Source organism: Maricaulis sp. CAU 1757 (assembly GCF_054482675.1).
Genome location: NZ_JBTLRI010000003.1, coordinates 235549 through 248916, shown reverse-complemented (window position 1 = coordinate 248916; position 13368 = coordinate 235549). Strand labels below are relative to the sequence as shown.

12 protein-coding genes are annotated in these 13368 nt (G+C 65.7%); 9 read left to right on the top strand and 3 right to left on the bottom strand.

The genetic code is table 11. The features are described from left to right. Positions 1-21: 21 nt before the first annotated feature. On the top strand, positions 22-960 hold the full coding sequence (locus ACXYMR_RS10215) for a retropepsin-like aspartic protease (protein ID WP_458942760.1): 939 nt from the start codon (positions 22-24) through the stop codon (positions 958-960). Positions 961-1040: 80 nt separating this feature from the next. On the opposite strand, the gene ACXYMR_RS10210 is transcribed toward ACXYMR_RS10215, so the two are convergent. The 3 genes from ACXYMR_RS10210 to ACXYMR_RS10200 form a co-directional block, all read right to left on the bottom strand. After that, the gene (locus ACXYMR_RS10210) at positions 1041-3050 is read right to left on the bottom strand and encodes a peptide MFS transporter (RefSeq protein ID WP_458942759.1); all 2010 of its coding nucleotides are present in this window, start codon (positions 3048-3050) and stop codon (positions 1041-1043) included. A 134-nt stretch (positions 3051-3184) separates the two neighbouring features. Beyond that, entirely contained in the window at positions 3185-4558 is a 1374-nt protein-coding gene (locus ACXYMR_RS10205) for a glutamate--cysteine ligase (RefSeq protein WP_458942758.1), read from the bottom strand. 89 nt (positions 4559-4647) lie between these two features. Next, on the bottom strand, positions 4648-5421 hold the full coding sequence (locus ACXYMR_RS10200) for a 16S rRNA (uracil(1498)-N(3))-methyltransferase (protein ID WP_458942757.1): 774 nt from the start codon (positions 5419-5421) through the stop codon (positions 4648-4650). A 77-nt stretch (positions 5422-5498) separates the two neighbouring features. On the opposite strand from ACXYMR_RS10200, the gene ubiA reads away from it, so the two are divergent. The 8 genes from ubiA (at position 5499) to ACXYMR_RS10160 (ending at position 13353) form a co-directional block, all read left to right on the top strand. After that, on the top strand, positions 5499-6431 hold the full coding sequence (ubiA, locus tag ACXYMR_RS10195) for a 4-hydroxybenzoate octaprenyltransferase (RefSeq protein ID WP_458942908.1): 933 nt from the start codon (positions 5499-5501) through the stop codon (positions 6429-6431). A 48-nt stretch (positions 6432-6479) separates the two neighbouring features. Further along, the gene (locus tag ACXYMR_RS10190) at positions 6480-6914 is read left to right on the top strand and encodes a MarR family winged helix-turn-helix transcriptional regulator (protein WP_458942756.1); all 435 of its coding nucleotides are present in this window, start codon (positions 6480-6482) and stop codon (positions 6912-6914) included. Continuing rightward, positions 6914-8239, top strand: a complete 1326-nt coding sequence (locus ACXYMR_RS10185; protein ID WP_458942755.1) for an amidohydrolase family protein — start codon at positions 6914-6916, stop codon at positions 8237-8239. Before ACXYMR_RS10190 ends, ACXYMR_RS10185 begins: the two co-directional genes overlap by 1 nt. A gap of 80 nt (positions 8240-8319) precedes the next feature. Beyond that, entirely contained in the window at positions 8320-9093 is a 774-nt protein-coding gene (locus tag ACXYMR_RS10180; RefSeq protein ID WP_458942754.1) for an enoyl-CoA hydratase, read from the top strand. A gap of 26 nt (positions 9094-9119) precedes the next feature. Beyond that, positions 9120-10469 carry a serine hydrolase domain-containing protein gene (locus ACXYMR_RS10175; protein WP_458942753.1) on the top strand — a complete coding sequence of 450 codons (1350 nt, stop codon included), beginning with the start codon at positions 9120-9122 and terminating at the stop codon, positions 10467-10469. A gap of 50 nt (positions 10470-10519) precedes the next feature. Then, a complete protein-coding gene (locus ACXYMR_RS10170) occupies positions 10520-10867 on the top strand; it encodes a metalloregulator ArsR/SmtB family transcription factor (protein ID WP_458942752.1) in 348 nt (115 codons plus the stop codon). After that, the gene (locus ACXYMR_RS10165) at positions 10864-11751 is read left to right on the top strand and encodes an SRPBCC family protein (RefSeq protein WP_458942751.1); all 888 of its coding nucleotides are present in this window, start codon (positions 10864-10866) and stop codon (positions 11749-11751) included. Before ACXYMR_RS10170 ends, ACXYMR_RS10165 begins: the two co-directional genes overlap by 4 nt. Before the next feature lie 96 nt (positions 11752-11847). Further along, entirely contained in the window at positions 11848-13353 is a 1506-nt protein-coding gene (locus tag ACXYMR_RS10160; protein WP_458942750.1) for a UbiD family decarboxylase, read from the top strand. Positions 13354-13368: the final 15 nt, after the last annotated feature.

Genomic DNA, 13368 nt, shown 5'->3' with positions numbered 1-13368 from the left:
TTTATTTCGGGAGAACCGCACATGCGGACCGCTACCAAGTCGAGCTTCAAGGCGTGCCGGCAGTCCATGGGACTGGCCGCCACCGCCCTGGTGCTCGGCCTGGCTGGCGTCCCTGCCGCGGGATCGCAACCCCCTGCCCAGCCCTACGAACTGACGCTCGAGCGTGCCACCAGCGGCCATCTGGTTCTGCCGGTCATGATCAACGAGACCGGCCCCTACCGCTTCCTGGTCGATACCGGGGCCAGCCATTCGGCGATTGCCCAGCCGGTCGCCATGCAGCTCGGCTTTCGCACCCGCATCGATCCGCTGGCCGATGTCCAGGCGCTGACCACCCGCTTTGCCGCCGAGCGCTTCACCCTGGATAGGGTGAGCCTGGCTCCCGATCTGCCCCCGGTGACCCTGCGCAGCGTCGTGATCCCGGTCCAGGACGGCCGGCCGATCGCCATTGACGGACTATTGGGTGCCGACGCCATCACCGCGCAGCGCTATACGCTCGACTTTCCCGGCGAGACCCTGTGGCTGGACACTGACCGGGTATGGCCCGGCGATGGCGAGGTGACCGGGATCGGCCTGCTCGTGGCGACGCTGGATTTCGACCGTCTGCGGGGTGTCCGCGTCCTGCTCGACAGCGGCAGTGCACGCACCCTGGTCAATCCGTATCTGGAGCAACGCGTGGTCAATCCGGGCGTGTCATTCCGCGTCGGCGTGAACGGCATTGACGGCGGCGAGGCGGAACAGGCCCGGCCGGTCGTTCTGAGGCATTTCCGGATAGGCGATGTGTGCATGCCGGCGATCGGCGCGCTGGAGGCGGATCTCGACATCTTCCACGCCATGGGCTGGAGCGACGTGCCCGCCATGGTGATCGGCATGGACATCCTGCAATTCACCCGGATCGAGGTCGACCGCGAGACCGGCCGCTTCGCCATCTTTTCGCGCAGCGACCGGACCAATTGCCGCTAGGCCATCTGGCCGAAGCGCCATGAAAAAGGCCGCGGAGCGTAAAGCTCCGCGGCCTCTTCATTGCAGCAGGTGCCGAGCGCCTACGGGGCGCCGGACGTGCGGTCCATGGACGGTCCGCCCGCTTCCGTCTCGGTCGGGTGCGAGACACCGCCGACACGCCCGTGGCCCAGCTTCTTGAGGAAGGGCGACAGGATGAAGACGACGACCGCGATACCGACGGCGACGAGGCCGACATTCCAGTACACCTCGGCGTAGTTGGCGCGGGCAGCCTCGAGATCGACGATCTCGCCGCCAACGGTCTCGGCACCGGTCGAGGCGGCGATAACGCCGGCCACGTAGTTGCCGAAGCCGGAGGCCAGGAACCAGGCACCCATCATCATGCCGACGACGCGGGCCGGCGACAGCTTGGTCACCATCGACAGGCCGACCGGCGACAGGCAGAGCTCGCCGGTGGTGTGCAGCAGGTAGATCGCCACCACCCAGATCATCGGCGTCAGGCCGTCGGTGCCGGTCATGTTGATGCCCTGGACCAGCACGATGAAGCCGAGGCCGACCTGCAGGATGCCGAGGCCGAACTTGACGATCGTGTTGGGCTCCATGTTGCGCTTGGCCAGCGCGATCCACAGCCAGGCGAAGACAGGCGCCAGGATGAAGATGAAGCCGGCATTGAGCGACTGGAACCAGGAGGCCGGGATCTCGAACCCGCCGAGCGTGCGGTCAACCGCGCGATCGGTGAACAGGTTGAGCGACGAACCCGCCTGCTCGAACAGGGCCCAGAAGGGCAGCTGCAGCAGGATCAGGAACAGGGCCAGCAGCATGCGGTCGCGATCTACGGACGGGATCTTGAGCACGTCCAGAACCACAACGGCGATGACGCCGGCACCGCCGGCGGCCAACAGGACCCAGCCGGTCAGGAAGCCCGGCATGGTGGTGATGTCCACACCCAGCGTCGAGGCGGCCTGGAACAGGACCGGGATGGCCATGATGCCCACGGCAACCATGAAGACCAGGCGTTCCATGGCCGGGTTCTTGCCATCGGCCGGGCGGCCGAAGACGAACAGCGACATGCCGATGATGACGGCCATCATGAGCAGGCCGAACATATTCAGCAGATCGCCGACGAAGGCCTCGTTCATGATCAGCAGCCAGGACACGAGGACCATCAGGACACCGCCCAGATAGACCGCCATTTCCTTGTTGACCGGACCGAAGGCGCTCTCCTTCAGCTTGGCCGGGTTTGGCGGCTCTGCCTTGCCCTGCAGCCAGGACTGGCCCCACAGGAAGATCACCAGGCCGACCAGCATGCCGATACCGGCAAGACCGAAGCCGTAGGCCCAGCCATAGACCTGGCCGAGATAGCCACAGGCCAGCACGGCGATGAAGGAGCCCAGGTTGATGCCCATGTAGAAGATCGTGAAACCGGCATCGCGACGCGGGTCGCCCGGCGCGTAGAGCGCCCCGACGATGGTCGAGATATTGGCTTTCAGGAAGCCGACGCCGGAGATGATCAGGGCCAGCGAGAGATAGAAGATCATCAGATAGGTCTGGTTCTGCGTGACCACGATCTCGAACTCGCCCGTCGGCAGGACCGACGGCAGGCCGACCGGCACCGTATCAATCAGGCTCAGGCCTTCGCTGGTGAATTCAACCGGCGCGCGGCCGTCATCGGTGACGATGAAGCGCTCGATGCTGTCGCCGCGGCCTTCGGTGATCAGCTCGTAGCTGGTCTCGCCGAACTGGACGTTCTGGGCCGACTGGCTGCCCTCGAACGCCATGCCGAAGTGGCCAAGCACAAGCAGGATGGCACCGAAGGTGACCGCCTTGCGCGAGCCGAGATAACGGTCGGCCAGCATGCCGCCAATCACCGGCATCACGTAGACCAGCGCCGTATAGGCGCCATAGATCAACGCCGAACGCTGGTCGGAGAACAGGAAATGCTGCGTCAGATAGAAAATCAGCAGGGCCCGCATCCCGTAGTACGAGAAGCGTTCCCACATTTCCGTCAGGAAGAGAATGGCCAGCCCTTTCGGGTGCCCGAAGAAGGACGTGTCGTCCTGCGCACCGGCCGGTGTTGCGGTTGAATCTGTCACTAAGACCTCCCCATGCCCACGTGAAGTGGGGGTCATAACTGCGCCGCAATTGACCATGCGGAAAGGGAAGGCTCAAGCCCGATGCGCCGCTGCAGGCGTTCTCACGCTCGGATTTCAGGCTTTGGACATGAAAATCAGTAGGCGCACTCGGTAAACACCGGCTCAATCGAGCCGTTCCACTCGCCCTTGAAACGGGCAATCAGGTCTTCCGCCCGGGTCCGGCCCGATTCGGCAATGGCATCGAGATCGTCGAGGAATAGTGTCTCGCTTTCGCCGTGCCCGTTCATGCGCTGGCGGGCGCGCAAGCCCTGGCGGGACAGCTCGAGCACCTGCTTGGCGAGATCCTGCAGAGTGCCTCCGCGGAACGGCGTGTGCAGGGCCGTGACGGCGGCGCCACGGCGCATGTTCTCGCGCTCCTCCGGCGTCCAGTCCCTGACCAGGTCCCAGGCCGCGTCGAGCGAGGCATCATCGTAGAGCAGGCCGACCCAGAAGGCGGGCAGCGAACACAACGTGTTCCACGGCCCGCTGTCGGCACCACGCATTTCCAGGAAGGTCTTGAGCCGGACTTCCGGGAAGATCGTCGAGAGATGGTCTTCCCAATCGCTGAGCACCGGCTTCTCGCCGGGCAGGACGTCCAGCTTGCCGGCCAGGAAATCGCGGAAGCTCTTGCCGGTGGCGTCGAGATAGCGGCCGCCGCGCTTGACGAAGTACATCGGCACGTCGAGGGCGTAGTCGCGGTAGCGCTCGAAGCCCATGCCGTCCTCGAACACGAAGGGCAAGGTCCCGGTGCGATTGTTGTCGGTGTCCGTCCAGACGTGCGAGCGATAGGACAGATAGCCGTTGAGGCCGCCATCGGCGAAGGGGGAGTTGGCGAACAGCGCCGTGGCGATGGGCTGCAGGGCCAGAGAGACGCGGAACTTCTTCACCATGTCCGCCTCGCTCGAGAAATCGAGATTGGTCTGCACGGTGCAGGAACGGAACATCATCTGGTGGCCCAGCGTGCCGACCTTGGGCATGTAGGCCTTCATCAGGCCGTAGCGGGCCTTGGGCATCATCGGCGTCTCGGCCAGCGACCATTTCGGCGAGAAGCCGAGGCCGAGGAAGCCGGCGCCCATCTCGTCGGCCACTTCGCGCACTTCGCGCAGGTGCAGGTTCACCTCGGCGCAGGTCTGGTGGATGGTTTCCAGCGGCGCGCCGGACAGTTCGAACTGGCCGCCGGGCTCCAGTGTCACCGAGCCGCCATCGCGCTTCAGGGCGACCAGCTTGCCGTCCTCGACCACGCGCTGCCAGCCGAACCGGGTCATGCCGTCGAGCATCTTGTGCACGGACGGGCCGTCGCTGTCATAGGGCAGCGGCTCGTGGCTATTGAGGGAAAAGCCGAACTTCTCGTGCTCGGTGCCGATGCGGAATTGCTCGCGCGGCTTGTTGCCGGCGGCGAAATAGGCCGTCAGCTGGTCCAGGTTCTCGATGGGAGCGCCTTCGCCGCCCTGATTGTATGTGCCGCTCATCGCCGGCGCCCCCGTAATCGCAAAATGTCCGCAACAGATATGGGGGCGTTTCCGGCTTCACAAGGGGAGGCCTGCGTCGCGCGCCCGCTTCAGCCCCGCCCGGCCCAGTCGCCACACGCCGACTGCCACAGCGTCAGCGCCGCAATCACAGCGGTTTCCGCCCGCAGGATCCTCGGCCCCAGCGTCACCGCCCTGACACAATCGTGATCGCGCAGCCGCGCGCGCTCCTCGTCGGTGAAGCCGCCTTCCGGGCCGATCAGGATGGCCGCCGGGCGGTCGGCAAGGTCTTGCAGCACCTCCGCCATCGGTCGCCCGCGGCCCCGCGCACCGCCCCACGGCGCGTCCGGTTCATCGCCAGCCTCGTCGCAATAGATGAGGACCCGCTCGGTCGGCCAGCCATCCAGCACGGCGTCGAGCTTTGCCAGATCGTCGATGGCCGGCAGGTCTAGCCGCTCGGTCTGTTCGGCGGCCTCCTTGGCGATGCTCTGCCAGCGGTCCGGCCGGATGCGCTCGCTCTGGGTGCGGCGCGTCGTCACCGGACACAGGCGGGCCACGCCGAGCTCGGTTGCCTTCTCGACGATGAGGTCGGTTTTCTGGCGCTTGATCGGCGCAAACAACAGCCAGAGATCGGGGACACCGGCCTGCGGCCGGGTCTGCTCGACCGGCTCGACCAGGACGGCTTTCTTGCTGACCGCCGCCAGGCGCCCCGACCATTCCCCGTCGCGCCCGTTGAACAGGCGCACCGTGTCGCCCTCGCCGCGCCGCATGACGTTGACAAGGTAGTGCGCATCCTCGCGCGGCAGCGGGATGGAGCTGGCAGCCACCAGCGGCGCGTCGACAAAAAGGCGGGGGTCAGTTGACATGACACCGCTTTGACGGCGCTGTGGGTCAACGTCAAGCCTGCCTTGAATTGGCCCATCACCTTTGCCACACCGCTGCGATGTACTCGAATTTCGACCGGCGAGTCGCCGATTCCGACACCAAGACCTGGGTTGACCGCGCGCCGCTGGCGCTGCGGCCCTATCTGCGACTGGCCCGCTATGACAGGCCGATCGGCTTCTGGCTGCTGGCGATTCCCTGCTGGCAGGGCCTGATGCTGGCGCGTACGGGACAGGGCATCGGCCTGGTCGATCTCGGCCTGGCCGTGCTGTTCGCCGTCGGCGCCATCGCCATGCGCGGAGCGGGCTGCACCTATAACGACATTGTCGATCGCGACCTCGACGCCCAGGTGGCGCGCACCGCTGACCGGCCCATCCCGGCCGGCAGCGTGACCCTGAAACAGGCCTGGCTGTTCCTGGCCGGGCAGTTGCTGGCGGGCGCACTGGTGCTCGTCTTCCTGCCCTGGCAGGCCATCCTCGTCGCCCTCGCCTCGCTCGCCCTTGTTGCCGCCTATCCCTTCATGAAACGCCTGACCTGGTGGCCGCAGGCCTGGCTGGGGCTGACCTTCAACTGGGGCATCCCGGTCGCCTATGTCGCCGCAACCGGGCAGTTCGACCCGGCCATGCTGGCGCTCTACCTGGCCGCTGTGTTCTGGACCCTGGGCTATGACACCATCTACGCCCACCAGGACACCGAGGACGACGCGCTGGTCGGGGTGAAGTCGACCGCGCGGCTGTTCGGCGAAAACGCGCAATACTGGGTCGCCGGCTTTTACGGCCTGAACGCGATCCTGGTCGGCGTGGCGATCTGGCTGGCGGGGGCTTCGCCCTTCGTCGTCCTGCCCTATGCGGTCTATACCTTCCACCTGTTCAACCAGGTCCGGCGGCTGGACATTGAGGACTCCCGGGGCTGTCTTGCCCTGTTCAAGTCGAACCGGCTGACCGGCCTGCTGCTGGTGCTCACCCTGACCGTGGGCACGCTGCCGGGCGGCTGACGCCAAGCGCTCTCCCGCGCGCCACAGAATCGCGTCAGCTTTACCCTCATGGCTCGTGCACGTGCCGTCGACCGGCGGCTCTTCCTCCTGATCGAAATTGCAGCCCGGCGGCTCAACCGGGAAGCCGATGCGCGCCTCAAATCCGGGGCCGGAGTGACCTCGGCGCAGGCGGCCGTGATGTTCCTGCTGGCCCGGCGCGGCGAACGGCGGCTGCGCGATATCGGCGAGATGCTGTCGCTCAACCCGCCGGCGGTGACCGGCCTGGTCAACCGGATGTGCGAGCTGGGCCTGGTCGAGAAATCCGCCTCGACCACCGACCGGCGCGCCGCCAGCGTGTCGCTGACCGAGAAGGGCCGGGCCCGCAGCGATGCCGCCGACCAGGTGCTGCGCGAACTCAACACAGAGCTTGAGACCCGCCTCGGAGACGAAGACAGCGACACGCTGCACCGTGTGCTGACCGGCCTGGCAGTGGAGGAGGGCTGATGCCCGCTTGCATCCGGGAGGTCAGAGCCGGGCTGCTCAGGGCCGCCGTGCTTTGCCTTCTGACCTCAGCCATGTTGGCTGGTCATGCATTTGGCGAATGTCCCGCCGCGCCGCCGGTATTCCTATCACCTGTACACGTGGTGGACGTCACCAGCGGGGAGGTCAGATCCGACCGGGCGCTGCTATTGCGCGACGGTGTGATTGCTGGCGAATTCGCAGCCAATACCTCTCCCCCATCAGACTCGCTTCAGCATGATGGAAGGGGTCGCTATGCCATTCCCGCTCTGACAGACATGCATGTGCATGCCTTGTGGGCACCCGGTGTCCCGGATGCTTTTCTCCCTGCGTTTCTGGACGCCGGCGTCACGAGGATCCGCGATATGGGCGGGGACTTGAACATCGTGGCGACGACGCGGCGGCGGGTGCTCGAATGCGATCTTGAAGGCCCGCGGATACTAGCCACCGGTCCCTTCCTCGACGGCCCTGACCCAGTCGACCCCTCGCTATCGTTGGCCTTGGCTACGCCAGCCGATGCGGTGGCGTCTGTCCGCCTCCTCCATCGAGAGGGGGTAGATCTGGTGAAGGTCTACACGCTGCTTTCGGTGGACGTGCTGGCCGCGGTTCTGGACGAAGCCAACGCTCTGGGTCTGCCGGTTGCCGGACACCTTCCAGCGGGGGTCACGCTTGCGTCGCCGCTCGCAGCTCAGTTCCAATCCATCGAGCACATGGCGATCGAACGCGGCGGGCTGTGCGACGGGCTGGAATCGTCCCGGTGCAGCCGGGCCATGACACGTTTATCTGATGCTGGTGTTGCCATGACGCCGACCTTGGTCGTCCGGATCACCAGCACGAAAATGGCGCTGGAGAGCTTTTCACCGGAAGGTGACCTGCAGGTCCTGCCCGATGTGGTTCGAGCCTACTGGCAGCAGCAGCGTGAAGCTACGGCATCAATGGCGGACGGCGAGTGGCTGGAAGCCAGGTTCGCTTCCCTCAATGACCTTCAATTCCATACCCGTCACTACCGAGCATCCGGCGGCCTGATCCTAGCGGGCAGCGATGCCGGTAATCCGTTTGTTTGGCCAGGACAGGGGCTACAGGCAGAATTGCTTGCGCTGGAGGCGGCCGGACTGCCCCCGCTGGCTGTGCTGCAGGCGGCCACAATCAATCCCGCCCTGGCCTTGAATGACCCTGACTCCGGTGTGATAGCCCCCGGCAAGCGGGCAGACATCGTTTTACTCGATGCCAACCCCTTGGTGGATATCGGTGCGCTCACGCAAATCGACTCCGTCTACTTGGCAGGCGCAAGGATTCGCGGAGGCGATTGACCCTTACGTAAACTGATATGCGGTATCCCCGGCGCCGTTTTCCGGGTTAGGCTGTGCACGCTGCCAACAGGGAGATGTGCATGAGCGAGCTGGTCCTGATCGAGACGTCGGAGAAGATCCGCACCATCCGGTTCAACCGCCCGGAGAAGAAGAACGCCCTCACCCAGGCCATGTACACCGCCGCCGCGGAAGCTCTGGAAACCGGCAATTCCGATCCCGCAGTGCGTGTGATCATTCTGACCGGTGCGGACGGCGTGTTCACAGCCGGCAATGACCTTGTCGACTTCATGGAACGTCCGCCGCATGTGGGCAGCGATGACAGCCCGGTCGGCCGCTTCATGCAGGCGCTGCACAATTGCGAAAAACCGGTCATCGCGGCCGTCGACGGCCTCGCCATCGGGATCGGCGTCACCCTGCTGCTGCACTGCGACCTGGCCTATTGTTCCGACCGCGCCGTGTTCAAGACGCCTTTCGTCGACCTCGCGCTGGCCCCGGAATTCGGGTCCAGCCAGCTGATGCCGCGGGCCTTCGGGCATGTCGTGGCGGCCGAATTGCTGATGCTCGGCGCCAGCTGGGACGGGGCGCGGGCCAGGGAGACCGGTCTGGTGAATGCTGTTTTGCCGGCCGGCGAGCTCGACACGGCCGCGCGCCAGGCGGCACTGGCACTGGCCGCCAAGTCACCGACCGCGGTGCGCACGGCCAAGGCGCTGATGCGACGAGCGCCGGAGCCGCTCGATGACCGCATCGCCTTCGAGGGCGACGCCTTTGCGCGAATGCTGAAATCACCGGAATTCGCCGAGGCGGCGGGGGCCTTCATGGAAAAGCGCAAGCCGGACTTCGACCAGTTCGACTGAACCGGGCTTCGCGGGGGAGAGACATCTTGAAACGGATCATCGCGGGCGGCCTCGCCGCCGTCGTCGCCATCGGCCTCGTCGCCGTCAACCTGTCACCGATCGGACGTATCTACCTGCCCTCGGGCACCGGTATCGTGGCCAAGCAGGTGTGTTCGCTGGGCTGGGTGTCACGCCTCGACCCGGACTACGCGAAGTCCATCTATCTCGACCCATTGCTGGGTGGCGCCGCCCCCCTGATCAGCCTCGACATCAATGAGGACGCCCGCGAGGTCAGCGCCGCCGTGCTCGGCCTGTTCTGGCGCCAGCGGGCGGTCTACCGCGACGGTCTCGGCTGCACGCTGCTGCACGGAGAGTTCCCGTTCGATCGGAATCTCGCCCTGCCGCCGGCGCGGGAGTTCCAGCCGCTGGAGCTCGACACCGAGCATCGCGAGCGTCATTTCGACACCGCCGAGCTCCACGCTGCGATCACCCAGGCTTTCGATGGGCCGGAGAATAATCGGCGCAACACGCTGGCGGTCGCTGTGTTGCACGAGGGTCGCCTGGTGACTGAAGCCTATGCACGCGGGGCCAGCCGCGAGACACGCTTTCACGGCTGGTCGATGACCAAGAGCGCGATGGCCACGCTGGCCGGTGTGCTGGAGCAGGACGGCGTGATCGACATCGAGGCGCCCGGGCAGGTCCCCGCCCTCACCGCGGTTGACGCGGATTACGCCGATGTGACGATCGAGCACCTGCTGCGCATGAGCGGCGGCTTTGCCATCGCCGAGCTCAACAATGGCAGCGATCCGAATTCGCAGATGCTGTTCACCCAGGCCGACATGCCGCGCTTCGCGGCGACGCGCGAGCGGCTGCACGGGCCGGGCGAGCACTGGGAGTACATGAGCGGCAATACCATTCTGGCCACCCATGCCATGCAGCAGGAGCTTGGAGAGACCCTGCCGGAGCAAGTCACCGGGCTGCGCGAGCGCCTGTTCGAGCCACTGGGCATCTATTCGGCGATCCTCGAAGTCGACGAGAGCGGCACCTTCCAGGGCTCGTCCTACATGTATGCCACGGCGCATGACTGGGCCCGGCTGGCCCAGCTCTACCTCGATGACGGGATGGCGGGCGGCGAGCGCATGCTGCCGGACCACTGGGACGAGCTGGTATCCACGCCGACCGAAGGCTCGAACGGGGCCTATGGCATGGGATTCTGGCTGCCGCCGCGGCGCGACGGCCTGCCCGAAGGCACCTTCTTCATGAACGGCTTCCAGATGCAGAGCGCCTACATCCTGCCGGAAGCGGACATGGTGATCGTGCGCTTCGGGGCGACCAATGGTGTCAGCGACGGCATGACCGCCGTGGTCAACGCCATCCTCGACGCGCGTCTCGAATAAACCTCTACAACGGCTTGCAATATATCAGTGCCGGCGCTATTCGTAACAACATGGTTACGAATAGCGCCCTCGAGGATCGCCCGGAATTCCATGCGATCGCCGACCCGACCCGCCGGGCCATTCTTGATCTGTTGCGTGATGGCGAGAAGCCGGCCGGCGAGATCGCCCGGCACTTTCCGGTCAGCCGGCCAGCCATTGCCCGACATGTCGGCGTGCTCAAACGCGCCGGCCTGGTGACCGAGCGCCGGCAGGCCCGACAACGCTTCTATGCCCTCAATCCCGGTGGCCTGACTTCAATTGATCGCTGGATTGCCCCCTATCGCCTGTTCTGGGGGGCGCGGCTCGCGGACCTCAAGCGGGTCGTTGAAACCCGCCCGGACGAGGAGACCGGCCCATGACCGCTTTGACCCACAGCTTCACCCAGCCGCTGCAGCAAGATTCCGAGCGCGTGTTCAAGGCGCTGACCGACAAGGCCGACCTTGAAGTGTGGTTTGCCGAGAATGTCAGCATTGAGGCCGAGACCGGTGGCCGCTTCCAGTTCTGGGGCAAGCACACCTATGGCGCTCCAGCCCATCCCGGCATCGTCACCGAACTGACCCGCTGCACGCCGGGCGAAGGCATCAGCTTCGCCTGGCCGATCGAGGGCCACGACAGCCAGGTCGAACTGACCCTGGCACCGACCGGGGATGGCTGCGCGGTCGAGGTGCGGCACCATTTCGATGCGGCGCCGGACCGGCCCCGGGTCAAGGAGCTGATCGATGATCTGTGGCGCCTGCACATGGGCGCGCTGATGTCCCATCTGATGGGCCACGACGTCAATCTGCCCGATTTCGCCGACCCCCACCCCAAGGTGCAGCTCGACATCCATGTCGACGCCCCCTGGTCGGAGGTGTGGCGGGCGCTGACCGAGCCGGAGCAGCTCGACAAGTGGATGACCAAGTCGGCCACGGTGGACCTGGAGGCCGGGACGCTGGATTTCGGCTGGAGCTATGAGGTGGACGGCGAGAAGGTGGTGGTACCGCCGATGCGGTTGCTGGAAATCGTCGAACCGGAACGTCTGGTCATGGAATGGCGTGACTGGCGCGGCGACCCGGACGTGCCGCACCAGCGCGTCGCCTGGCTGCTGGAAGAGGACGGTCAAGGCACCCGGGTGACGCTGGTGCATGACGGATTTACCCGCACGGTCGATGTCTCCGACTACCCGTTCGGCTGGATCTGGTTCCTCGACCAGCTCAAGGCGGTCAGCCAGGGCGAGAAGGCGCAGGCCCACCCGGCCTGCTGAACGGCTGGCGGGCCTGCTTCGATTTGACCTGCCGCACGGTCTTGGCCGTGCGCCGGACGCGCCATAGGTTGGCCGGGCATCATTCGGGACAACGCCATGGCCTACAAATCCCTGCGTGAATTCATCGACCAGCTGGAACGGGACGGCGATCTCGTGCGGGTCACGGAGCCGGTGTCCAGCGCGCTGGAAATGACCGAGATCCATCGTCGCACGCTGGAGGCCGGCGGACCGGCCATCCTGTTCGAGCACGTGATCCAGGAGGATGGCCGGCGCAGCGAGATGCCGGTGCTCGTCAATCTGTTCGGGACCGTGCGCCGGGTCGCCCAGGCGGTGACGCTGGGCGGCGAGCCGCGCTCGACCGCGGGCGAGCTGCGCGAAGTCGGTGAACTCCTCGCCTTCCTGCGCCAGCCCGAACCGCCGCGCGGCATCAAGGACGCCTTCGACATGCTGCCGCTGGCCAAGACCGTGATGTCGATGCGTCCGAAGAACGTGTCGCGGGCGCCGTGCCAGGAGGTGGTGCTTACCGGTGACGATATCGATCTGGACCGGCTGCCGATCCAGACTTGCTGGCCGGGCGAGCCGGCCCCGCTGATCACCTGGCCGCTCGTGGTCACCAAGGGCCCGGGCGACGGCCGCACCGATGATTTCAATCTCGGTATCTACCGCATGCAGAAGCTGGGCCGGGACCGCACGCTGATGCGCTGGCTCAAGCATCGCGGCGGGGCGCAGCATTACCAGCGCTGGAAGGACTTGAAGCCCGATCCGCTGCCGGCGGCGGCGGTGCTGGGCGCCGATCCGGGCACCATCCTGGCGGCGGTGACGCCGGTGCCGGATACGCTGTCGGAATACCAGTTTGCCGGCATATTGCGCGGCCAGAAGGCCGAACTGGTCGACTGCAAGACGGTGCCGCTCAAGGTGCCGGCGGAGGCGGAAATCGTCATCGAGGGGCATGTCCTATTGGACGAGTACGGCGATGAAGGGCCCTATGGCGACCACACGGGCTATTACAATTCGGTCGAGAAATTCCCGGTCTTCCAGGTGTCCGCGATCACCATGCGCAAGGACCCGATCTATCTGTCGACCTATACCGGACGGCCGCCGGACGAGCCGTCCGTGCTGGGCGAGGCGCTCAACGAGGTGTTCATCCCGCTGATCCAGCAGCAATTCCCCGAGATCACCGATTTCTGGCTGCCGCCGGAGGGCTGTTCCTACCGCATCGCCGTGATCTCGATGAAGAAGGCTTATGCCGGCCATGCCAAGCGGGTGATGATGGGGGCGTGGTCGTACCTGCGTCAGTTCATGTACACCAAGTGGATCATCGTGGTGGACGACGACATCGACGCGCGCGACTGGAAGGACGTGATGTGGGCCGTGTCGACCCGCATGGACCCGGCCCGCGACATCGTCACCGTCGAGAACACGCCGATCGACTATCTCGACTTCGCCTCGCCGGTCTCCGGCCTCGGCTCCAAGATCGGGCTCGACGCGACCAACAAGACCGGCAATGAGACCAGCCGCGAATGGGGCGAGAAACTCGACATGGACGACAAGACGAAGGCGCGGGTGGACGAGATGTGGGCGACGCTGGGCATCGATCTCTAGACCGGCTTCACCTCT